The sequence below is a fragment of the Natronorubrum halalkaliphilum genome (genome assembly GCF_009834785.1).
GTDB classification, from domain to species: Archaea; Halobacteriota; Halobacteria; order Halobacteriales; family Natrialbaceae; genus Natronorubrum; species Natronorubrum halalkaliphilum.
The window spans coordinates 18616-41770 of record NZ_WUYX01000068.1 but is presented as its reverse complement, the minus strand read 5'-3'; the positions used below and the strand labels follow the sequence as shown (position 1 = coordinate 41770).

General features: G+C 61.2%; 17 protein-coding genes and 1 pseudogene. 8 read left to right on the top strand and 10 right to left on the bottom strand.

The genetic code is table 11. From position 1 onward, the window contains the following. Positions 1-63: 63 nt before the first annotated feature. Positions 64-366: pseudogene (locus GS429_RS18140) on the bottom strand (IS630 family transposase); the annotation flags it as partial. Next, complete coding sequence (locus GS429_RS18135) at positions 273-1076, bottom strand: hypothetical protein (protein WP_160066806.1); 804 nt, start codon at positions 1074-1076, stop codon at positions 273-275. The gene GS429_RS18135 and the pseudogene GS429_RS18140, both read right to left, overlap by 94 nt. A gap of 208 nt (positions 1077-1284) precedes the next feature. Between GS429_RS18135 and thrC the strand changes: the two genes are divergently transcribed. Together thrC and GS429_RS18125 are read left to right on the top strand one after the other, a co-directional pair. Then, positions 1285-2541, top strand: coding sequence for a threonine synthase (gene thrC, locus GS429_RS18130; protein ID WP_160066804.1), 1257 nt, complete (start codon positions 1285-1287; stop codon positions 2539-2541). Continuing rightward, positions 2538-3740, top strand: coding sequence for a M20 family metallopeptidase (locus GS429_RS18125; RefSeq protein ID WP_160066802.1), 1203 nt, complete (start codon positions 2538-2540; stop codon positions 3738-3740). Before thrC ends, GS429_RS18125 begins: the two co-directional genes overlap by 4 nt. Positions 3741-3755: 15 nt before the next feature. On the opposite strand, the gene GS429_RS22520 is transcribed toward GS429_RS18125, so the two are convergent. Next, positions 3756-4229: a helix-turn-helix domain-containing protein gene (locus GS429_RS22520; RefSeq protein WP_160066800.1), complete on the bottom strand. Its 474-nt coding sequence runs from the start codon at positions 4227-4229 to the stop codon at positions 3756-3758. 761 nt (positions 4230-4990) lie between these two features. Between GS429_RS22520 and GS429_RS18110 the strand changes: the two genes are divergently transcribed. Both GS429_RS18110 and GS429_RS18105 read left to right on the top strand, forming a co-directional pair. After that, positions 4991-6010 (top strand): sensor histidine kinase, encoded by a 1020-nt coding sequence (locus GS429_RS18110; protein ID WP_201294050.1) that lies wholly within the window; start codon positions 4991-4993, stop codon positions 6008-6010. Between the two features lie 18 nt (positions 6011-6028). Beyond that, the gene (locus tag GS429_RS18105; RefSeq protein WP_160066796.1) at positions 6029-7612 is read left to right on the top strand and encodes a bacterio-opsin activator domain-containing protein; all 1584 of its coding nucleotides are present in this window, start codon (positions 6029-6031) and stop codon (positions 7610-7612) included. A gap of 2 nt (positions 7613-7614) precedes the next feature. Here the strand turns inward: GS429_RS18105 and GS429_RS18100 are convergent, their stop codons facing one another. Then, entirely contained in the window at positions 7615-8199 is a 585-nt protein-coding gene (locus tag GS429_RS18100) for a response regulator (protein WP_160066794.1), read from the bottom strand. 201 nt (positions 8200-8400) lie between these two features. Between GS429_RS18100 and GS429_RS18095 the strand changes: the two genes are divergently transcribed. Then, positions 8401-8835: an ArsR/SmtB family transcription factor gene (locus GS429_RS18095; RefSeq protein WP_160066792.1), complete on the top strand. Its 435-nt coding sequence runs from the start codon at positions 8401-8403 to the stop codon at positions 8833-8835. 52 nt (positions 8836-8887) lie between these two features. Here GS429_RS18095 and GS429_RS18090 read toward each other — a convergent pair whose 3' ends face one another. Both GS429_RS18090 and GS429_RS18085 read right to left on the bottom strand, forming a co-directional pair. Then, a complete protein-coding gene (locus GS429_RS18090) occupies positions 8888-10519 on the bottom strand; it encodes a sensor histidine kinase (RefSeq protein WP_160066790.1) in 1632 nt (543 codons plus the stop codon). Next, the gene (locus tag GS429_RS18085) at positions 10516-12318 is read right to left on the bottom strand and encodes a histidine kinase N-terminal 7TM domain-containing protein (protein ID WP_160066788.1); all 1803 of its coding nucleotides are present in this window, start codon (positions 12316-12318) and stop codon (positions 10516-10518) included. The genes GS429_RS18090 and GS429_RS18085 overlap by 4 nt, the downstream gene beginning before the upstream one ends. A 360-nt stretch (positions 12319-12678) precedes the next feature. On the opposite strand from GS429_RS18085, the gene GS429_RS18080 reads away from it, so the two are divergent. Then, the gene (locus tag GS429_RS18080; protein ID WP_160066786.1) at positions 12679-15213 is read left to right on the top strand and encodes an efflux RND transporter permease subunit; all 2535 of its coding nucleotides are present in this window, start codon (positions 12679-12681) and stop codon (positions 15211-15213) included. 143 nt (positions 15214-15356) lie between these two features. On the opposite strand, the gene GS429_RS18075 is transcribed toward GS429_RS18080, so the two are convergent. From GS429_RS18075 to GS429_RS18060, 4 genes are all read right to left on the bottom strand, one after another. Beyond that, complete coding sequence (locus tag GS429_RS18075) at positions 15357-16778, bottom strand: FAD-binding oxidoreductase (protein WP_160066784.1); 1422 nt, start codon at positions 16776-16778, stop codon at positions 15357-15359. A gap of 1270 nt (positions 16779-18048) precedes the next feature. Then, positions 18049-18885, bottom strand: a complete 837-nt coding sequence (locus GS429_RS18070) for an ABC transporter permease (protein ID WP_328821471.1) — start codon at positions 18883-18885, stop codon at positions 18049-18051. Continuing rightward, the gene (locus tag GS429_RS18065) at positions 18882-19613 is read right to left on the bottom strand and encodes an ABC transporter permease (protein ID WP_235920857.1); all 732 of its coding nucleotides are present in this window, start codon (positions 19611-19613) and stop codon (positions 18882-18884) included. The genes GS429_RS18070 and GS429_RS18065 overlap by 4 nt, the downstream gene beginning before the upstream one ends. Before the next feature lie 187 nt (positions 19614-19800). Next, a complete protein-coding gene (locus GS429_RS18060; protein ID WP_160066782.1) occupies positions 19801-20931 on the bottom strand; it encodes an ABC transporter ATP-binding protein in 1131 nt (376 codons plus the stop codon). Between the two features lie 321 nt (positions 20932-21252). Here GS429_RS18060 and GS429_RS18055 point away from each other — a divergent pair, with 321 nt between their 5' ends. Further along, on the top strand, positions 21253-21711 hold the full coding sequence (locus GS429_RS18055) for a GNAT family N-acetyltransferase (protein ID WP_160066780.1): 459 nt from the start codon (positions 21253-21255) through the stop codon (positions 21709-21711). Positions 21712-21823: 112 nt separating this feature from the next. After that, positions 21824-23131, top strand: coding sequence for an ArgE/DapE family deacylase (locus tag GS429_RS18050; protein ID WP_160066778.1), 1308 nt, complete (start codon positions 21824-21826; stop codon positions 23129-23131). Positions 23132-23155: the final 24 nt, after the last annotated feature.

Genomic DNA, 23155 nt, shown 5'->3' with positions numbered 1-23155 from the left:
TGAGAATTGGCTATCTGCACATTTACTATCTTTAATCAGCAAGAGAATCCCACCGTTTAATGATCAAGAAAACTTTTGAAAGTCGAGGAACTTCTCACACCAGTCTTTTGCAAAACTGATTCGCTGTGTCACTTGATCGAACACGTCCTTGACGAGTTCGTGGAACTCGTCTTCGTCCTCAACGATGATCGGTGCCATCGTCCACTTGAGGTATTTCCAGACCTACCCGATCGGGTTGAGATGCGGTGATCCTGACGGAAGGAACACGAGATCTATGCCAGGTTCAGAACCGCGTCTGTCGTGTTCATGAACTGGGTCTGATCCTTGGTGAGGTGGGACTCGAGGATGCTTTTGACCTGGGTGTCGGATGTGCGGGGAATTGCCTTTTGTGCGTTGTCTGCGTCCTCCGTGATGTCTTCTACTTCTTTTCCATATTGCTGGAAGCGTTGAGCGGCTTCCATCAACTCACCAATGGAGAAGTAGTCGGTCCCGTAGTTGCGGTCGAATTTGGCTTTGATGAGACTTTTCAAAATCTCGTTTGCGACGAACGCTTGGTCGACGGTGTCCCTCCCAAGGACGAAACGCAATACCTGGAAGCAATGATCCGTGATGTCCTGTATAGCCGCTTCACGTTCGCGGCCTGCGCCACGTGTGAGCGAGCGGAGGTCGAAGAAAGGCATCCCTGGGATCTTTCCATTTTTCGGAGGAATTTGGATGTACTCGACGTCCTCGAGGTCTCCGAAGATGGTCCGGTGACATCGCAGGTAATTCTCACACATGTCACCGTCCTTGGGGTCGACCAGGATGAGTGGGCCTTCGAGGTCTCGGTGGGCGGTGAGCATATCGTGGATGGTGGCGACGGTTTTCCCGCTGCCGGTGGTTGCTGCTCGTATATAGTGGTGAGTGAGATCACCGGCTGACAACGAGAGTGCGTCCCGGTGGGTAATCTTCTGCGTCCACTCGTTTTTGCTTTCGATGGCGCTGATGTCGATCGTGTCTTGGTCATAGCGTTCGCTCGAGTCCCGGGTTGGAATAGCGTACCGACGTAGGCACGATTCAGAAGTGGTCCAGACCACTCAAGCTCTCTCGTGATGACGAGAATCTCTGATTCTCGAACCACTTGACCCGAAGCGATTTACGGACTCGAGTCGACGGAAAGGCCCCTGCCACGACCCTGACGCGTTTTCGTGTCGAACAACGGTAGCAGGTCCACGAAGTGGTACTCGTTCGACCCCCGACAATGGTTGGTGGTGATATAATGGTAACGCGGACGCGAGGTATCGTATGACGCTCGATCACGTCGAAACCCTCGAATGTACGCTCTGTGGAGCGACGTACGACCCCGAACAGGTCAGTTACACCTGTCCAGAACACGACGGCGTTGCCGGTATCCTCGAGGTCGTGTACGACTACGACATCATCCACGACCGGTTCGACGCGCCGCTTGACGGAAACATCCAGACCCAGTGGAAATACCGCGCATTCCTTCCGGTAGACACGGAAGCGACGCCTGTCACACTCGATGAGGGCGGGACGGACTTGCTCGAGGCACCGCGACTGGGCGCCGAACTCGGGGTCGACGTTCGCGTGAAAAACGACGGTCTGAACCCGACGGGCTGCTTCAAAGACCGGGCGACCAGCGTCGCCGTCACCAAAGCACGCCACGCCGGACGGGACATCGTTACCTGCGCGTCGACGGGGAACGCTGCCGCGTCGCTCGCAGGCTATGCAGCCCGAGCCGACCTCGACTGCCGCATATTCGTGCCCGAGAGTGCCCCCGAAGGGAAACTTGTCCAGCCCCGCGTCTACGGAGCGGACGTCCTCGCGGTCGCCGGGAGCTACGACGAGGCGTACGATCTGAGTATGGAGGTCACCGAGTCGTATGGCTGGTACAACCGAAATGCGGCGATCAACCCCTTCCAGATCGAGGGGAAGCGAACCGTTGGCCACGAACTCGCCGAGCAGACGCGGGATTCGATCCCCGACTGGGTCGTCTTCTCTATGGGCGACGGGTGTACGATCGGCGGCTGCTGGAAGGGATTCCGAGAGTTCGCCGAGCTGGACTACGTCGAGGACACGCCCAAAATGCTCGGTGTCCAGCCCGAAGGGGCGAGCGCGATTCACGATGCGTTTCACGGCCACGACGAGATCGACGAGGTCGCGGACACGCTCGCCGACTCGGTCGCCGTCGGTCGGCCCCGGAACACGCTCAAGGCCTGTCGCGCGCTCGAGGAGAGCGGCGGGACCGCAGTAACCGTGACCGACGAGGACATCCTCGAAGCTGAAACACTGCTCGGACGGACGGAAGGAATCTACGCCGAACCGGCGGGCGCGGCCCCCATCGCCGGCATCCGCCGAGCCCGCGAGGAGGGGATCATCAGCTCCGACGAGTCCGTCGTCGCGGTCGTCACCGGGATAGGACTCAAAGACACCGCCGGCGCAAAGCGAGCGGTCGGTGACGTGACTCGTATCGAACCGACGCTCGACGACGTGGCAGACCAGTACGGAGCGGCGAAAGACGGAATGGAGCACTCCCCATGAATCCCGGATCGAGCGGCTCAAAGCGGTATCCGACTGCTCTTCCGTCGCTCGCCGCCACGCTGGTTCGCATCGAATCTGAGAACCCGCCGGGGAACGAGAGTGCGTGCGCCGAGTACGTCCACGACTGGTTTACACACCACGGAATCGAGTCGACGCTCGTCGACGAACCCGATCCTGACCGCCAGCAGGTAGGCGCACGAATCGGATCCGGCCGGCCCACGCTAGTGTTGAACGGACACCTGGACGTCGTCCCCGCGGGCGATCCTGACGAGTGGACGTATCCCCCTTACGGCGGCGTTATCGAGGACGGGCGACTCTACGGTCGCGGGAGCGTCGACATGAAGACGGCCGTCGCCATTGCCATGCTCGTGGCGCTCAACCTCCGAGCGGATATCGAGAACGGGAACCTGGATGGTTCGATTGTCGTCCACGCCGCGATGGGCGAGGAGACTGCCGATCCCGGGACCAAATCGCTTCTCGACGCGGGCTTCGACGGCGACGTCGGCGTCGTGCTCGAACCGACGCAGTGTCGTGTCGCAACCAGTGAAAAGGGGATGGCGTGGTACGAGATTAGTTGGCCCGGAGAGCCCGCACACGCGAGCAACCCTGATCGAGGGGTGAACCCGATCGACCACGTTCAACCAGTTCTCGCCAGATTAAACGACTACGACGCCAGCCTCCGTGAACAGCGTGATTCTCTCTGTGGCCGAGCGTACGCCACCGTCACCCAGATCAGTGCGGGTGACGGCTCGAATAAGGCCGTGCTCGCAGATCGGACGGCCGTCACCCTCGACCGACGGATTCTCCCCGACGAAACGATCGGTGGAGTAGACGACGAGATTGAACGAATCGTCTCGGAACTCAACCGCGACCATGATATCGAGGCCTCGTGGGATCGCGCCGAAACCTATTCCTCGGCCGAAATCCCGATCGACCATTCATTAGCGGAAGTCTTTCGTGACCACTCGAGAGCAATCGCGAACGCGTCGACCGAACCGTGGGGGATCCGTGCCTCGACCGACGTTCGCGAGTTCATCAATCACGCCGACATTCCAGCAATCACGTGGGGACCTGGGAGTTTAGCCCAAGCACACACTGTCGACGAGTATGTCGACCTCGAGGAGGCAAAAGACGGGCGTGAGATTCTGGAGCGGGCGGCAAGGACGATCCTGTCGACGGATAGCTCCGAGTTCGTCTGACCCACAGCCCTCAACCTACGGTTGCTCGTTTCCGAGCAATTTGGCCTCTGCCTTGTGGAGGTGCTCGTGAAGCGTGGCTGTCGCAATACCGAGTTCAGACGCCAGTTCGGTCCCGGAGACCTCTTTTGGCCACTCGTAGTAGCCTCTGGCGCGGGCGAGTTCGAACACCTCGCGTTGGCGCGAAGAGAGCGATGTGAGTGAGAACGGCGTCTCATCAGTGGCGTTTGTCGTCCGCGAAATGCCCCTGATGGTGATGTCAGCGTCGTGGGTTCGCATGATCGAGTCCAGAGCGTTGTAGACGTCGTCTCGGGGTCGCTTGGTGAGCAGTTCCCACTGCTCGGTACCGTCACGCGTGTCTACGGGGCGGGCATGAACGAAGTCACACGAGAGGAACGCGCCGCTGATCTGTGAACTCGCCTCGTGATCGATCAAGAGATCGGTCGTTGCGTTCCCCGGACCCGATCTCGAGTCGGGTGTTGCTCGTGGCACTTCCTCTGCACTGTGGACATGCGGGGAAGCACGGACAGTCTCGATGGCGTCATCGAGTTCACGCCGCTTGTCGGCATAAAGCGTGACGAGGGCTGTGGATCGTGACCCGGTATCGTGCGCGACTACCCGGCCGAGAATACCGACGTCGACCGTCTCGGTGGTTTGGATCGTCCAACACCCGGAGTGCCACACGTCCAGTGACACGCGAAGCGGGTCAGATTTGACGCCCATGATCTTGGTATATCCACACACGCTCGGTCAGAATACAGTTTCGGAGTTTGGATTGTGATCGTTCTTATTTTCACCCCTCGCAGTAGCTATAGTAGCCACTTGAAGTCGGTGCACACTCGATCGCACGACAGCTGTGGGATCGGTATAAAACAGTTTCAGTTGATACTATAAAAGTCGAAGCGGGCAAGGGTGGCGCGAACGCGCCACTCGGCAAACGGCTACTCCAATCAAGACGGTCGTTTCTGGACGTACCTCGTCTCCGGATCGAAGGGGCAGTCGAAGCCCAGACCGTTCCAACTCCGCCGTCAAGTCTATCGAAAACCAGGAAGAGAAGCACTGAAAACTATCCTTGAAACTACGCTATGACCCACCACCAATCTCCGTCACAAGAGCGTCGAGCGCGTAACTTCGATCTGTATAGCTAGACTCCACCTCTAAGGTCGCCGACGTGAAATGGGATGGTAAATGGAACGAGTGACGCTACATCGCTGTGTCGGGGGACGAGCGGCCGGGGTCGTCAGCGAATCGCGATGTCGGTCGATACCGCCGAACAGGACGCAAAGATGACCACCGACGAGGCCGAGACCCACGGCGAAGCGCTACCACTCGAGCGCTATCTCGATCCCGCGCTGAGTTACGCGATCGGGGACGAGCGACCGGTCATCGTAGACGCCAACGGTCCGTTCGAGGACAGGTTCGGGACGGTCTCGACCGAGACGCCACTTTCGACGGTTTTCGACGACGCGGAGATCACCGTTCGCGATTCCTCGCTCGCGTTTCCCGACTGTCTCCTGGACGATGGCGGGTGTACCGTCCGTGTCGAGCCGGCTGCCACATCGGGGACGCGATATCTCGCGCGAGCAATCCCGCCCGCCGAGGAGACCATCGGCTACGTTCTCTTCGTCGAGACGTCCGGCGACGATGAGCCCGCACGACTTGCGATGGACCCCGTCGCGAGCGTCGTCAGCCACGATCTCCGGAATCCGCTCGACGTCGCGAAGGCCCGCCTTCGAGCCGGTCGAGAAACGGGGGACGACGAGCACCTCGAGCGCGTCGCGCGGGCCCACGATCGGATGGAGCGAATCATCGAAGACGTTCTGACACTGGCCCGGAGCGAGGACGTGATCGATCCCGGGGACGCAGTTGATCTCGAGGCCGCCGCCGAGGCGGTCTGGGAGACCGTCGAAACCGACGAAACGGAACTGCGATTCGACGACTCGTTGCCGACGGTCACCGCCGATCGGGATCGCGTGGATCGACTCTTCGAGAACCTGTTTCGAAACGCGATCGAACACGGCGGAACCCACCCACAGATTACCGTCGGCGTCGTCGGATCGGACGGGTTCTACGTCGCGGACGACGGGCCGGGGATCGATCCCGATCACCGCGAGGCGGTCTTCGAGCCCGGATTCACCGCTGGCGACACCGGGACCGGGCTCGGGTTGGCGATCGTCGAGCGGATCGCGACGGCCCACGGCTGGTCGGTCGCCGTGACGGACGCCGAACGCGGCGGCGCACGGGTCGAGATTACCGGACTCGAGACGCGCTAATTGAGGCGAGAAAAGACGATGAACGAACGACTCGAACGCGCACCGATCGGGGTACTCGAGGTCGACCGGGACGGAACGGTGACGGCGATCAACGACGCCGGGAGCGAGCTACTCGACGTCGATCCAGAGGCCGCCGCCGCCCGCACAATCAACGACGTCTTTCCCCGCTCGGTCGAGGATACCGTCCCGAACGCGATCGGGGAGACGATCGCCGACGAGCAGTCGGTCGAAGAGTACTACCCGGAACTGGACCGGTGGCTCGAGGTGTCCCTCGTTCCGACCGACGAGAGCGTGACGCTGTTTCTCCGCGATCGGACGGCTGGACGCCGAACGGAACGAACGAACGATCGGCTCCGCGACGATCTCGACCGAATCGTCGTGCTCAACGGGCTCATCTCGGAGATCCTGAACGAACTCATCGACGCGTCGACCCGCGAAGAAATCGCCGAGACGATCTGTGAACGGCTGGGCGAGTCCGACATCTACGAGTTCGCCTGGTTCGGCGAGCGGGAACTCGGCGACGACCGAATCGCCGTGCGAGCAGCGGCTGGGACGACGGGCCGAACGCTCGAGCGAGTCACGGAACACCTCGACGGACCCACGACCGTCCCCGAGGAACGAGCCGTCGAAACGGGGACGCCGGAGGTTATCGAGTCGGTCGGCGAGGACCCGTCCGTTCCCGAGTCCGTCCGGCGGGCGGCGTTCGCCGACGGCCTCCAATCGCTGCTCGCGATTCCGCTGACCTACGGGACGAACGTGTACGGTGCGGTCGGCGTCTACGCGTCCGATCGGGACGCCTTCTCGGAGCGCGAACGGGCGAGTTTCGCGACGGTCGGCGAGATGGCCGGCTTCGCGGTGAACGCGACCCGCCATCGAAACATCCTGCTGTCCGATACGGTCGTCGAACTCACGTTCGAGATCACCGACGCCGAAACGCCGCTGGTTGCGGTGGCCGCCGAGTTCGACGTCACGCTCTCGCTCGACGGACTGGTCCCCCAGCGCGACGGCCGGCCGCTCTGTTATCTCTCCGTCGACGACGAACCGCACCGAGTCGCCAACGCGCTGACGGTCGAAGACGCCGTCGAACGCGTGCGCGTGGTTGCCGACTACGGGGACGAGGGATCGGTGGAGCTCACCCTCGGGGAGGGGACGCCGCTCGGGAGACTGTCGACTCGAGGCGCGACGGTTCGATCGGCCAAGTACGAGGCCGGGTCCGGACGAATCGTGATCGAACTCCCGCCGGAAGAGGACGTCCGTCGAATCGCCGACGCGGTGACCCGAACGTTCGACGCCGCCGTGATCGCCAAACAGCAACGCGAGCGCTCGACGACGACGGCGCGGGAGTTCCGCGACGAACTGCGCGATCGGCTGACCGATCATCAGGCGAACGCGCTCAGAACGGCGTTTTTCGCGGACTACTTCGAGTCACCCCGCGAGAGCAGCGCCGAAGACGTCGCCGACGCCCTCGGTATCACGGGGCCGACGTTACTCTATCACCTTCGGGCGGGACAGCGAAAGCTATTGGCCTCGTTTTTCGATCCCGAGAGCGACAAGACCGGCGTCGAACTCGAGGAGAGCGAGGAGGTGCGCGAGGGGAACTGAGATCACCGCCCCTCTCGACCGACGGCGTCGAACGTGTCGAGCAGCTCGCTCGGATCGTCGAGCAGTCGGTTCGCGCGCCGCCGGAGTTGTTCCGCGCGATCGGCCAGTTCGCGGTAGTCGTTGCGATCGGCCAGTTCGGTTGCGGGAAGTTCGGCTTCGAGGACGCTGCGTTTCGCCTCAATCTGGAAGTACGCACCAAGGGTCTCGTAGCCGAGGACGGCACACTGCTGTTCGACGGCGGCCCGCACGTCTTCGCGTTCGACCGGTTTGCAGAGGTAGTCGTCGAACGGCATATCGAGCACGTCGAATCCGGGGTCGATGGCCGTCACCATGACGATCCGGCCGTAGTACTCCCGTTCGTCGAGTTCGGCGAGCACCTCGTCGCCCGACAGGCCGGGCATGTGTCGGTCGAGCAGGACGATATCGATTTCCTCGTCGCCGAGGATCTCGAGTGCGGTATCGCCGGCATAGGTGGTACGGACGTCACAGAGGCCGCGCAGTCGAAGCGCGTAGGCGTCCGCGACCTCCCGCTCGTCGTCGACGACGAGCGCCCTCGGCAGGTTATCTTCCTCGGTCTGGTCCGGCATATGAACGTGACTCTCGGTCGACGTTACACCGCGGAGCCGTAAAATGTATCCCAATCATCACGCGTCGTCGACAGCGTGAACAGAACCCCTCACCGTCGCACCGGGCGCCGCGATCTAGATTACTAGATCGAGTCGAGAAGACGGGTTTGAACTCCTAGCGACGACTCACAGGGTCGTGCCGGTCATGGTTGCTGGTAAGCAATGACGAGAACACGCGTTCGAAACGCCAACGGTGACGGCATCGATTTCGATCCCCCTCACGACGGTGGAGAGCGATCCGACCGTGACTCGGCGGAGACCGCCTCGAGCGTGCTCGAACTCCTGGGCGACGAGTACGCCCGAGAAATCCTCCGAGCGGTCGCCGATCGGTCACGGACCGCGGGCGAAGCGGCCGAGGTAGCATCAGTCTCGGAACCGACCGCGTATCGCCACCTCCACCGACTCGAGAACGCGGGGCTCGTGACGAGTCAGTTTGTTCTCGACCCGAACGGGCACCACTACAAACGGTACAGCGCGGCGTTCGAGGAAGCGGTCCTCCGATTCGACGGCGGCGAATTCAGCGTCGACGTCGAACCCTCGTCGTGTGCAGTTTCGGAATCCAGCCGGCGGAAGTCCGTCCGCATCGCCTCCCGGTAACGAGTACTGAGAACGGCTCTGATCCGTCTTGCGATTCCGCCGCTTCTCGAGCCTACGTTATGGGAATTCGAAGCGAGACGAGGCTTCCGCGGGGCTCATTCTCGTCGAACTCGAGGTCGCCGCCGAGTCGGGTCACGCCCCAGTAGATCAACCACAGGCCGAGGCCGCTCCCGTGGCGAAGCGGCGTCTCCTCGCCCTCGAGTAACACCGCCCGCTCCTGTGCCGGGATTCCCGGCCCGTTGTCCGCGATATCAATCACCACCTCCGATCGCTCCCGGCGGACCGAGAGTTCGACGCGCGGCGCGTCGGCGTCGGTGTGCTCGATCGCGTTCTCGACGGCCTCCTCCAGGACGGTCTCGAGTATCTGGACGTCGGTCCGGAGTTCGATCGGCGCGTCGGACGCCGAAACTGTGATCGAGACGTCGGACGCCGCGTCGTCCACCGTCTCCGCGACCCGCCGGAGGATCGCCGGCACGTCGACGCAGTCGCGTTCGCGCGTCTCTCGAGCGAGCAGTCGCTCGGCCCGTTCGAGCGCTGATCCGAGCGCCACCAGATCGGTCGCTGAGGCGTGGATCCGTTCGGCGAGCGCCCCGGGATCGTCGGTCTCCTCTCGCTCGAGCGCCTCGGCGAATCCGCGGACGGCGTCCAGATCGTTCCTGAGGTTGTGCCGCAACACCCTGTTGAGAACGTCGAGACGCTGTTCGTGGGTCCGTCGTTCGGTCACGTCTCGGAGCAAGACGGCCCGACCGATCGGCCGGGTATCCCTGTCCGTAAGCGTCAATCGATCCACGTCGAACTGTCGGTGGCCCTCCGTCGTCTCGATCGCAACGGGACCGCCGTCGGCCGCGTCCGGCCCGATCCCGAACGCGTCGTCGATCGGTTCGACGAGCGTCTCGGATCGATCGATACCGAACGCGCGTTCGGCGGTTCGGTTGACGTCGAGGACCCGGTCACTCCGATCAGTGATGGCGACCGCCGCGGACATCTCGTCGAGGACAGTCTCTCGCGCCAGATGCCCGGCGCTGGGTCCGGTCTCGAAGACGCGATACCTGACCTGCGTGAGCAACAGGAGACCGGCGATGGCACCGAGCAGGAACTGCACCGCGTCGGCCCCGGCTTCGAAGGGAAACACCACGGGAACGAGCGCCACGACGATCGTGATCGCGGTGAGTCCGCCCCCGACGGTCGTCAGGAGGAGGCTGCCACTGAGCGGGAGGTCGTCGTAACTGATCGCCGACCGCGCGACGAGCACCGCCCCGTAGCCGGCCGCCGCGATGAGGGCGAGCTGAACGACGTTGACGATCGGTATGTAGAGCGGCATGAGCGAGTCGGGAACAACGATTCCGCCCACCGAAACGAAGATGACGGCGATACCGAAGCCGACGAGTCCGGCGATCCGGCGTTCCGTCATTACCGGCCCTCGTCCCGTGTACTCGAAGGCGAGGACGAGCCACGCGAGCAGCGCGAACACGAGCGGAAAGAAGACGGTGACTTCGATGGCGTGGCCCGAAACGATCCCGACCCGCGCCAGCGTGGTGCCGACCGCCATGGCGGCAAGAAGAACGGCCAGGACGACGAACGGACGCGCACCGGGTTGCTCGCGATACCGGCGGGCCAGTGCCGCGACGATTACGAGCGTCGACGCGATACCGACGCCGAGACCGATCGTCGTCGGCGCCGTCATCTCGACTCCCTCCGTTCGCCGGTCGGTCCGTCGTCGGCACTCTCGTCGACGAGAACCGGTTCGGTTCCGGTCGCGGAACGCTCCTCGGTCGTCGGCACCTCGAGCACGACTCGTCGAACGTCTCGGTCGGACCGCGTCGAGACGTCGCCGCCGACGTGGGTCGCCGCCAGCCGGGCCATCTCGATCGAGAGCTCTCGGAGCCACCGCTCTCGGTCTTCCTCGTCGCCCTTCGCAGTGCGATCTGCGTCGACGTTCGTCATCCCTGGCGACTCCGAAGGCGTCGGTCCGGCCTCGACGACGTGTATCTCCAGTTGCCGACCGGCATCGGTGATCTCGAGGGAAACCCGTTTTCGCTCGCGATCGATCGCGTCCGCGAGCAGCGTCTCGAGGATCGTCTCCAGGACCGCGGCGTCGATCGCCGCCGGTGGGACGGCGTCGGCTGCTTCCACCTCGAAATCGATATCCATACCGGCGTCCTCGGAGACCGCGTCGGCGACGTTCCGAATCGCCGAGAGGGCGTCCGCCTCGGCGGCGCTTTCGTCCGCCAGCGCGCGTTCGATCTCGCGGGTTCGCGTCACGAGTCGGACGAGTTCGCTCGTCTGCGCTCGTATCTCGGCCCCGACGCTCGAGGGGGCCGGATCGTCCGCCGTGCGAGAGTCGGACCCCCCGTCCCGTCCCGACGAGGCTATCGGTGCGGCGCTCTCCGCGACGTCGCTCATCCGATCGATGACCGCGCCGGTCAGCAGCTGGTTGAGGACGCCCAGTCGGCGCTCGCGACGCCGCCGCTCGGTCACGTTTCGACAGACCAGGAGGTGTCCGAACGTTCGGTCTCGGGCGTCGGTGATCCGGTTCGCGGTGACCGCCAGCGTGGTCTCCGCGGCCGTCCGGAGTTCGACCGGCTCCTCGGTCCGCTCGAGATCGCTCGGCTCAGGTCCACCGGGGAGCAGCGACTCTACTGGCTCGCCTAACGCCTCGCTCCGATCGGTGTCGAAATGACCCTCGGCTGCAGGGTTCAGATCGCGAATCCGATCCTCGAGGTCGGTGACGATGACCGCGTCGTCCATCTCCTCGATGAGGCGATCTCGGCCGGCGATCCGGACGATAGGAGGGGCCTCAAAGACGGGATAGCGACGGACCGCAAGGGAGAACAGCCCGCTCGCGGCCAGGAGCGTTATCGGGACCGATGCCGGATGATAGGTACTGTTGGCGATGATCGGGCCGAACGCCAGCGCGACCGCTCCACCGGACAACGCGAGTCCCTCCCTGAATCCGATCGCGTTCTGCTGCAACGAGGTCGTCAGAACGAGCAGAACGCCGATAGCCAGCAGTATCGTCATGAAAAACGCCCCGAGCCCGAGCGCGAATTCGACGTGGGTCTGTCCCGCTTCCGGAGGCGGAGAGACGTCACCGAAGACGGCCAGTCCGAAAATGAGCGCCCAGAAGACGCCGACCGTCGCCGCTGCCGGGCGAATCAACGGCCCGCCCCGTCCGCTGTACCGGAGCGCGAACAGAAACCAGAGCCCGGACGTAACGATCACCAGTACGGTCAGCAAGACGACCCAGAACGAACCGGCCCCGTCGGGCCAGACGGCAGGCGTCAGCGCGCGCTCGACGGGGGGATAGCTCGTCGCGAGAGACACAACGGAACCGACGGCAACCACGACCGCGAGCAGGAGCAGCGGGCGGACCGTCGGCTTTCCGCGTCGCTCTAACATCGCGGCGGCGAAATATCCCGACAGCACCACCGCTCCGAGCCCGGCACCGTACTGCAGCGCGGTCGTCGCCGAAGTCGTGGTCATCGTTCGCGCGTGTTGTGTCACCCCGTGTTCGCGGACGTTTTCATCCTGTGACGTCGGTTCGTTCCGTTCTCGAGACGGCCGCGGTGAATCCCTCGAATCCGATCGGCGATCGGGCCGCTCTCGTCCGCACCAACGTGTCGTCCTATCGAGACGATCGGTATTAAATCCCAAACCGATCACGGCGACGAGATCACCGATCAGGACGGTTTGGCGGAACTCGGCGACACATATCCACCTCCGCTGAGCGGATGCTGCCCGGATTTTCTCGACGGCCTCTTCACTACTAGACGACGCAGCGACGGGTTTCGTAGTAGCTAGCAGCGGGTTCCAGAGAGCGGGCTGCCGTCCCATTCAGATACGATGATTCGGAACACGATCGATCGATGCGTCGAAACGGTCACCGCACATCACCACATCGTCGTGGTGGTCATGTTGTTGGTCACCGCGGGGATGATCGTCGGAATTACCAACGCGGAAATCGGCGACGAGGAGGGAATCGGCGGCTCGATCGAAACGCCAGTCGAACAGCGAGAACAGTACATCCAGGAACAGTACGGCCAACAGCAGGCGGACGATGAGTCACTCGCTCGAGCACCCGCGTACGTGTACGCCGAAGACGGCAACGCGCTCTCGAAGGACGCGTTGCTGACGACGCTTGAGTACCAGGAAGCGATCACCGACGACGAACGGGTCGACGAGTCACTCGCCGACGAAGGCGTCCTCAGCGTCGCCGGTCTGGTCGGCGAGCGCGCCGCTGAGGATCCGGACGCCACGCTGGATGAACAGCGTGCAGCGCTCGAGGAACTGGACGACGACGAGGTCGCGGCGCTCGTCGAGGAGACGATTTCCGAGGACCAACGTGCTGGACTCTTGGTGCCGGACAGCTACGAGCCGGGAACGGCCTCAGCCGAGAGCCACCAGCTGATCGTTGTCTTCGAGAGCGACGATCCGGAGCCCCCAAGCGACGCACAGCAGGCGCTGTACGACGCTGCTGCGGACCACGACGACCCGGAGATCTTCACGCTCGGCGAGCACGCGGGCGAGGACCTCGCGAGCACGAACGTCGAGAACACGCTCTTCCTGATCGTGCCGATCGTGCTCGGACTGATCTTCGTCGTCGCGGCGCTTACATACCGCGACCCGGTCGACGTGCTCGTCGGTGTCACCGGCGTGTTCGTCTCCATCATCTGGATGTTCGGACTGCTGGGGTGGGCCGGCATTCCCGTCGGCGCCTCGGCCGTTATCGGGCCCGTGCTCATCGCCGGGCTCTCGATCGACTACGGCTTCCACGTGTTCATGCGCTATCGCGAACAGCGGGGTCCCGACGAGCCGATCGTCCCGCCGATGCGACGCGGCGTCCGATCGCTCGCCCTCGCGCTCGGACTCGTGACGATCACCGCCAGCATCGGGTTCCTCTCGAACGTGTTCAACCCGGTCCCCGAGCTCAGAGAGCTCGCCGTCGGCATCACGCTCGGCGTCGTCGCGGCGTTCATCGTCTTCGTGACGCTGGTGCCGGCGCTGAAGCTCTCCGTCGATCGGCTGCTTGAGCGGGTCGGGATCGATCGCCGGAAGGAGCCGCTCGGTCACGGCGCCTATATCGAGCCCCTGCTGAACGGGACGGTCGCGCTCGCACGGCGGGCCGCGCCGGCCGTGATCGCGATCGCACTGATAACCGCCGCCGCGGGCGGGGTGGCGTGGACGGCACTAGACGAGGAGGCCGGCCAGGGACCCGACGGTGACGTCGCCGAGTGGAAACAGGACCTCCCCGGACCGGTCGGCTGGGAAGAGAACGAAGTCATCCAGAATCAGGAGTACGTCAGCGACGAGTTCCGGACCGCATCCGATAGCGAGGGCGATCGGGTTCAGTTCCTCGTCGAGGGCGACATCGCCAGCGACGGGGCGTTGACCGCAGTGGACGACGGTATCGAATCCGGCTTCGAAACGGGCGCGTTCGCCGAGCAGCGCGCCGACATGATACAGTCGCCGGTGACGGTGATTCAGACCGTTGCAGCGGAAGACGACGAGTTCGCCGAAACCGTCGCGGCGGCGGACACCAGCGGTGACGGGATCCCGGATTCGAACCTCGAATCGGTCTACGATCACCTCTTCGAGGTCGCCCCCGAAGCGGCGACTCAGGTGATAGAACGGACCGACGGTGAGTACGAATCGCTCCGCGTGATCGGGCCGCCGGAAGGAACGAGCGGTATCGCCCCCGGCGACGACGAGGCCGACGAGCTGTTCGCGGTGGCCGACGAGATGGAAGCCGAGACCGATGACGACCTGACCGCGACCCCTGTTGCCGGCGTGACGGAACAACAACAAACCCTCGAGACGATCACCGACGGCATCCTGCAGGTGATGGTCGTCGGCGTCGCCGCCGTGTTCGTCGCCCTGTCGTTGATCTACAGACGAGTCCACGACAGCGCGACCCTCGGCGCGGTCACGGCCGGACCGATCGCGCTGGTGCTCGGATTCGTCGTCGGCGGAATGGCCCTGCTCGACATTCCGCTTACGTTCCTGACCGCGCTGCTGATCAGCCTGGTCATCGGGATCGGCGTCGACTACAACATTCACATCAGCGATCGGTTCGCACAGGAACTCGAGCGCGGCAACGACTCGATTAGCGCGCTGTCCACCGCGGTCACCGGCACGGGCGGGGCGCTGTTCGGGAGTATGCTCACCTCGGTCGCAGCCTTCGCCGGGATGTTGATCCATCCGCAGCCGGACTTTACGCATTTCGCGTGGCTGGTCGTGCTGGCGCTGCTCGGTGCGTTCGTCACCAGCGTGATCGTGCTGCCAAGCCTGCTGTACGTCTGGGCCCGCCACGTTGGTTCGATCGAGTTGAGGGAAGCGAGTCAGATACAGACCCCACCCGCCGAAACCGGCGACGACTGAACAGGCTGCTGTACCTGTTTCCCGGAGCGACTGAGGGGTCTTGCGGCCGCCCGGGCAATGACTGACGGCAGTCCGTCTACGAACTCGAGCCGGCCGATGGTCCCGAAATCCGAGAAAATCGATGGTGCGTTCCGTTCGCTCGATCAGGCCTCGTCGGGATCGATGTTGACGTTCTGGCTCAGGACGTTGTCGGGATCGTACTCGGCTTTGACCTCGGCGAGACGGCCGTAGTTGTCGTCGTAGACCTGTTTCGTCCAGTCCTCCCAGTTTCGCTCTTCGACGCCGGTAAAGCCGCTGTACGCCCCTTCCGCGCCTCTTCGGCGGAGGTCGCGTTCGGTCTGGGCAGCCCAGTTGAGGGTCGGCTGATTCTCGAAGTCTTCCCAGTTACCCTCGATCGTGATCATGTACTGCTTATCCTCCCACGCGTAGGCGGCGTCTGGCCCGTCGCCGATGTTGCCGCCGAGCGCCCAGACACCGATCGCGGCCATCGGCGTGGGTGCCGCTTCGGTTCGGTCGAGGACGACCTCCAGAATCTCGTCGGTGAGTTCGTCGACGAAGACCGAGCGATGGGTGTACTTGCGACCCCACGGATACATCTGCGTCCCGAGGTCGTGAAGCGCCTCGTAGGGCATCACGTCGCTCATGTCGATGAGCGGCTCCGCGATGTTGCGAAGCGGTTCGATGATCTCGGCGCCCGATTCGGGATCGCCCGCGTAGCAGCCGAGAATACCGACTGCGTTCTCGCCGGCAATCTCGTCCGGGATCGGCGGGAGACCGGGGACGTGACCACTGATAAGCATCGTGGTCAGTTCTTCGGGCGCGTCGTCCATCACCTGCCGATACGTTTCCACGACCGATTCGGCCGCAGTAGCGGGGTAGAAGACGCCGAGTCCCTGTACCATCGGCCCGACTTCGTACAGTTCGAACTCGAAACTCGTGACGATGCCGAAGTTACCGCCGCCGCCGCGGATGGCCCAGAACAGCTCTTCGTTCTCGTCCGGACTGGCCGTGCGGAGTTCGCCGTCAGGTGTGACGATTTCGACGCTGCGAAGCGCGTCGATTCCGAGGCCGTGCTTGCGGCGGATCCAACCGATGCCCCCGCCGAGCGTGGACCCGGGGATGCCGACGCTGCCGGCGCTCCCGGTCGGCGTAGCGAGGCCGTGTTCCTGCGTCGCCGCGAGCACGTCTTCGGCCCGAGTGCCGGGTTCGACGCGGGCGAGTTGGGTCTCGGGATCGACCTGAATATCGTCGAGATCCTCGAGATCGATGACGAGTCCGTTGTCGACGACGGCGCTGCCAGTCTGGTGGTGGGCGCCGCCACGAACGGCGAGCTCGAGGCCGACGTCGCGAGCGAATCGAACGGTTCGGGCGACGTCGGTCGCATCGGCGACGCGTACCACGACGGCAGGATACGTGTTGATGAGGCCGTTCCAGACATCACGCGTGTCGTCGTACTCCTCGCTATCGGGGAGAATAAGGTCGCCGCGAATATCGTCGTCGAACTCCTGAAGCCGCTGCTCGCCGAGTTCAGCGACGGTTCCGAGCGGATGCTTGTGCGAAGACATTGTATACGGTTATTACCAGTGATTGCTAGAATATAAAACTAAATTTTGATGACCTATAGTCTACGGATGATTTTACAGCGATCGAGGCGAATGCTTGGGCCGTCCGGAAATCGTCGATTCCTATGATCACGAGAACCGAAGATTCTCGAACGACTTGCCCTCGAGGCGGTTGACGACAGGAGTCATTGGAAGTAATTGCACATTCTTGAGAGTGAATCTGAGCAAGAACGGTATCGATCGTCGTTATGAGTTCAGGAAGTGTATCATAGATTGGTTACTGAGTACCGCTTGAAGTTGTCTCCAGCACTCCTCAACCGAATTTCGGTCGGGTGCATTTGCTGGTAATCGTACGGATGCAGGGCCGTTTCGGGCCGCTACGTCCGTGATGATCGACGCCCGAAAGTACGGCAATCCATCTGGTGAATTGATCAAATCATCTTCGAATTCTTATTATAATACTAGTATGGTATTTTTGCGTATTCAGCAGTAACGTACTCTCGAACCGAGAGAAAAGCAGTCACCGTCTTCGGTGCTCGCGCCCAGCAGATACGTACAGTCGTGTCGGGCAAATAGTTCGACAGCTAGCGCGTACACGGATTTCTTGGTAAGAGCGATGCAGACTACTGTGATGTCCGTTCCCGCCGCTTATTTGGTTTTTTCTCGCACACCACTTGGCCCTCAGCTACATTTTCAGCGGCTGTACGGCAAGTTTTTGATAGCCCAGCCCCCTTCTTTCAGTAACCGTTACCATATCGGGATTGAATATCCGACATTATCCGTTTCCCCGTTTCCAGTATATCTGAGATACTACAATTTTTACCAGATTATAGACATTAGCAACAGTATGCTCAAGCGGCTCGGCGATCTCGAGTCGATTGAGCCAATTGTAGATTGTCCGTCGCTGAACGTCGTACCAACCGGTCCGTTCAGTCTGTGTGAGGCCCTGGTTGTAGGCTATTGCAGTTGCTAGCCGTTATTACGGCTGCTTTTCTTCTATATTGTCGAGGACCTCGTATAATTTCGCGACAAAGATCGCGCCGAGATGCGCCACTATACTGGTGCAAGCAGTCGAGTAAATAGTTCTAATGTTCGGTATTTCGTTGTGACTCCTCAAACGGCCCTGATTGCTCAAATAATGAAAAACAATAGCCGCTCCAAAATTACCGACAATAGCAGCAATCGCGGGTACAACAAGTTCACCAGCGTTCAGCAGTATCCGTTTTCAGCCGGGCTACAGTGGCGGAATATGGTGAAAAAGACCCGGATGTAGTTAGGACCGCATAGTGAGTCGACTAATGTTGGTCAACAGCACAGCGACCAGGACCAGGAGAATCGCAACAACAAGGAACACGACACTGAGGACGTTCACCTCGGGCGTCACGTTGTGCTGGATACGGCTCCACAAGTAGATCGGCATCGTCTCCATGCCGGTTCCGCGGACGAAATAAGTGTAGATGAATTCGTTGAACGAGACCGTAAACGCCAGAATCCCACCCGCGACGATTGCCGGCATGATGTTCGGAAGTGTCACGTTCCAGAACGTTTCGAGTTCGTTTGCGCCGAGATCCTTCGAGGCCTCTTCGAGACTTCTATCGAACGTCATGAACGTCGGGAGAATGATCAATGCAGCGAACGGAATCGTCCGAACGACGTGTGCGGCGACTACGGACCAGAATCCACCGCCGACGTTGATCATGCCGAAGAACAGTGCCAGTGCGACACCGACGACGATCAGCGGAACGATGATAGGGAGCGTCACAAGCCCTTGGATCGCGCTCTTTCCGCGGAAATCGTACCGCGAGACGCCGTAGGACAGCATCGTAGCCAGAGCGACCGTAATCGGCGTCGCCACGAGGCTGACTTTCATCGTCGTAAACACGGAGCTAATTGCCGCGTCGTTCTCGAGGAAGACGAAGTACCACTCGAGCGTGAGATTGTCTGGCGGAAACGAGAGGACACCATCAGCGGCGAACGACATGACGACAACCAGGACGATCGGTAGCCACAGCGCGAGCAAAACGATGACGATCGTCGACCGCCCGATTTTTGGGCCGTAGTTGTGACAGAACCGCTCGAGCCAGCCGAACGCTGAGCCCAGGGCGCTCACTGTTGGTCACCTCCTACGCCGACGATATTCCCACCGATTTTGGTACTGAGCCCTAACACGACGAGGACGATCAGGGAGACGAAAATCCCGATCGCAGCACCGAAGGGCCAGTTGAACGCCTGATTGAACTGTTGGTCGATTACGTTTCCGATCATGATTTGATCAGTCCCTCCGAGGAGAGCGGGCGTGACGAACGCACCGAATGTGGGAATGGCAACCAGGATGATTCCTGCGATCAGCCCGTTGTAGGTGAGCGGGAGCGTCACCGAGTAGAACGTTTTGATCGGACCGGCACCGAGATCTTTCGAGGCATCGATGAGGTCCGTATCCAGGTTGCTCAACGAGGCATAGAACGGGAGGGTTGCAAGCGGAAGCCAGACGTATGCCAGACCGATCAGTACGGCTTCGTGGGTGAACAACATCCCGTAATCTTCGTTGAGAACGCCGACAGCGTTGAGTGCCCAACTCATGGCACCGCCGGTCTGGAAGATATTGATAAGCGCATACATCCGAACGATGTAGTTCGTCCAGAACGGAAGGATAACCAATAGCAACAGCAGGGTCGTCCGGCGGCTAAATTGGACGACGCTGTACGCGAGGGTGTATCCAACGATCGTCACAAGTACCGTAACCTGAACGGTCATCGTCAGCGTCCGCCAGAGGACGTTCAGGTAAAGGCCGTCGAACAGCCGCACGTAGTTCTCGAGCGTATACGGCGCTGGCGGCATCCCGTCGTGAAACGAGAGCCACAGCATAATCACGAGCGGCAAGACAAAGAATAGCAGAAGGACACCGACCGGTATCCCGACTAACAAGAGAAGGCGGAGCCAGTATCGATCTCGAACCGACATATACAGACGGTACAGATGATCTTTGACGGGAAGTCGACGGGAGGAGGTAGAGCTTGCCATTTAATTACGCGGGTTTTGGATTGGGTTTCGTCCCGTTCGCTGGAGTGAACAGATACGTCCCGGCTCGCGACCAGGTGAGATGAACGGGTGTACCGTTCGTGAGCTGTTCGTTCCCTGCATCTTCGATGACCAGGAACTCGTCCCACCTGGTTTCGATAATGTAGGCAATTTCGTTGCCCCGGAACATCCGGCTTTTTACGGTTCCCGTAACCGAGGGCTGACCGTCGCCCGGGGGTTCCGTCTGAAGTGAAATCTCGTGTGGCCGGAGACAGAGGTTGACCGGTTCGCCCTCGGCCAAACCGTCACTGTGGATCAGGTTTTCATTTCGTCCCCCTGCATCTAACTCGATATCGATCGTCCCCTCGCTCGTATCGAGCGTAACGTACTCCTCCGACAGATCGGTGATCGTCGATGGTATCGCATTGAGGTCGCCCAGAAAGTCAGCGACGAACTGCGACATCGGCGCGTTGTACAACTCTTCGACGGTTCCGATCTGCTGGATAGCGCCCTCGTTCAGCACGATCATCCGGTCCGATATCGAAAGTGCGATGTCCTGATCGTGTGTCACGTACAGGAACGTAATCCCAGTTTCCGCTTGGATCCGCTGGAGTTCGAACTGCATGTGCTGTCGGAGTTTCCGATCGAGCGATGCCAGCGGTTCGTCGAACAGGACGACCGCAGGTTCGTTGACGATCGCCCGAGCCAGTGCAACACGCTGTTGCTCACCGCCGCTTAGCTCGTCGGGTTGGCGGTCTCCGTATCCTTCGAGCCGAACGGTCTCGAGCATTTCCGAAACTCGCTTCTGACGCGTTTCTTTATCGACATTGGCCTGTTTGAGACCATACTCGATGTTCTCCGCAACGGTGAGGTGGGGGAACAGCGCCAAGTTCTGAAACACCATGTTGCTGTTACGTTCGAACGGTGGAACACCGACGACTTCGTTCCCTTCGATCGCGATCGATCCCGTCGTCGGGGTTTCGAAACCGGCGACCATTCGAAGGATTGTTGATTTACCTGAACCGCTCGGTCCCAGAATCGAGACGAACTCGCCGTCTTTGATCTGAAAGTTTGCATCCTCGACCGCGACGAGGGATCCAAATTCCTTTGTGACGTTTTCAACTTCTATTGTGTGCATGCGTGTCATTTAATTTATTGATTTAGAACTGTACTGTTCCTGTTCTTTCGAATCGATTTCGACACTACATTGTGCCTTGACAACTCTCATCAAACCTATACACCCCGTTTATCGGTAGGTGTAATAAATGTTTTGAACACCAAAATGAGTTGATTGCGGTCCGTCGCTACGTGGTGTCGTCGGACTGCTCTTGGCCCCAGACTCTAAGTCGGTACTATTCAAGCAGTTGCACCCATTGTCTCGATTCCCGATTACGTCTTCTGAGGCCTAGGTTTAGTATCACTCGTCAGAAAGGGTGGAGTGGGTAGTGGATAATCAACAATGTCCAGGCAAATTACAGAACTCACTGAACCGAGCGAGTGGCAAGCGGCGTTTCCGGTGCTTCGAGAACTCCGATCGCACCTGACCGAAGAATCGTTTCTCGACCGTCTCGACTCGATGCGATCCGACGGGTATCGATTGTTTGCCACGGTCGAAGAGGATGAACTCGTGGCTGTCGCTGGCGTGATCGTCCATACGAACTTCTACTACGACCGGCACGCGTTCCTGTACGACCTCGTCACGACCGAATCCAGACAGTCGGAAGGGATCGGTGCCGAGTTGCTCGCTCACGTCGAATCCTGGGCCCGAGAGCAGGGGTGTGAAACGATCGTGCTGGAATCGGGGCTCTGGCGGTCAGATGCGCATCGATTCTACGAAGATCGAATGGACTACGAAAAATACACCTATACCTTCAAGAAATCCCTCGGATCGGACAACCAGTCGACAGAAGACGGGTAACCTGTTCGGCTGCGCACACGATTACCGGCTCTTTGCGGTCGGATCAATACTTCTCCGGCAGCGAATCCAGCGTTTCGGAACAACTAAATATCGCCCCTTCGATGTCCATGCTATGTCTTCCCAAGAGGTAGGGGTACGCATAGACAATGAAATCGATTCGCTCGAGGACGACCTCGTAACACTCCTATCGGAGCTGGTCTCGAAACAGACCATCACCGGTCACGAAAAGCCCGGGCAGGATCTCATTCTGGAGGTATTCGAAGAGATGGGACTCGAAACGGACGTATGGGTTCCCGATCTCGACGCTCTCGAGGACCACGAAGGGTTCTTCCGAACGTCGGCGTACGACGAGGTCGGCTTCGAAGACCGACCGAACGTGGCTGCAACGCTACACGGGAGCGGCGATGGTCCGACCCTCTCTATCAACAGTCACATGGACGTCGTTCCGGCAACCCCCGAATCCGAGTGGACGACCAGTCCCTGGGAGCTTCGACGCGAGGGGAACCGGCTCTACGGTCGCGGAAGCGCGGACATGAAAGGCGGACTCGCCGCAGCGGTCATCGCGGTGAAAGCCCTTCAGGCGCTTGGTGTCGAACTTGACGGCGACCTCATCTTACAGAGCACGATCGAGGAGGAGGCCGGCGGAACGGGCGGTCTTCTCTCGGCGCTCGAGCGGGGGTACGTTCCGGATGCCGCACTCATCCCGGAGCCGTTCGATCTGCCCAACGTCGGGATCGCAAGCGCCGGCGTAATGTACTTCGAAGTCTCGGTGCCGGGAGAGAGTGCCCACGCCGCCTGGGGACACGAAGGCGTGAGCTCGTTCCTCAAGTCTCGACTCGTCGCCGACGAACTCGTGGCGCTCAACGACCGACGACAACGCGAGATCGACTTCGAACCGGCCTACGCGGCCGATCCGGCCCTCGAAGGGAACGAGACGAACATCAATATTGGGATGGTCGAGGCGGGTGACTGGCCGTCGACGGTTCCCAACGAGACGGTGTTCCAGGGACGCGTCGGCTGGCCGCCGGGAGAAAGTCGAAGCGAGATCCGAGAGCAGATCGAAGCCGCCGTTGTCGCTGCGACAGAGCAAGACGAGTGGCTGCGTGAACACCCGCCGACTGTGGATTGGTTCGGCTGGAACGCGGCGCCACACGAAGTCTCGACCGATGCGGAGATCGTCCAGTTGGCGAAAGCTCACGCGGAGGAGATAACCGGTGAACCGGGCGAGTTCGTCGGCGGCAACGCATCGCTCGACGAGCGGTTTTACCAGCGGTACTACGATGTCCCGGTCGTTACCGCGGGCCCAACGGGTGCAAACCTTCACGGTGTCGACGAGTACGTTACGCTCGATTCGTTGCTCACGACTTCGCGGACGATCGCCCGAACGATCGTTGATTACTGCGGTACTGTCGACAGCTAAGGCGATCGGGAGCGGTCACCCGAC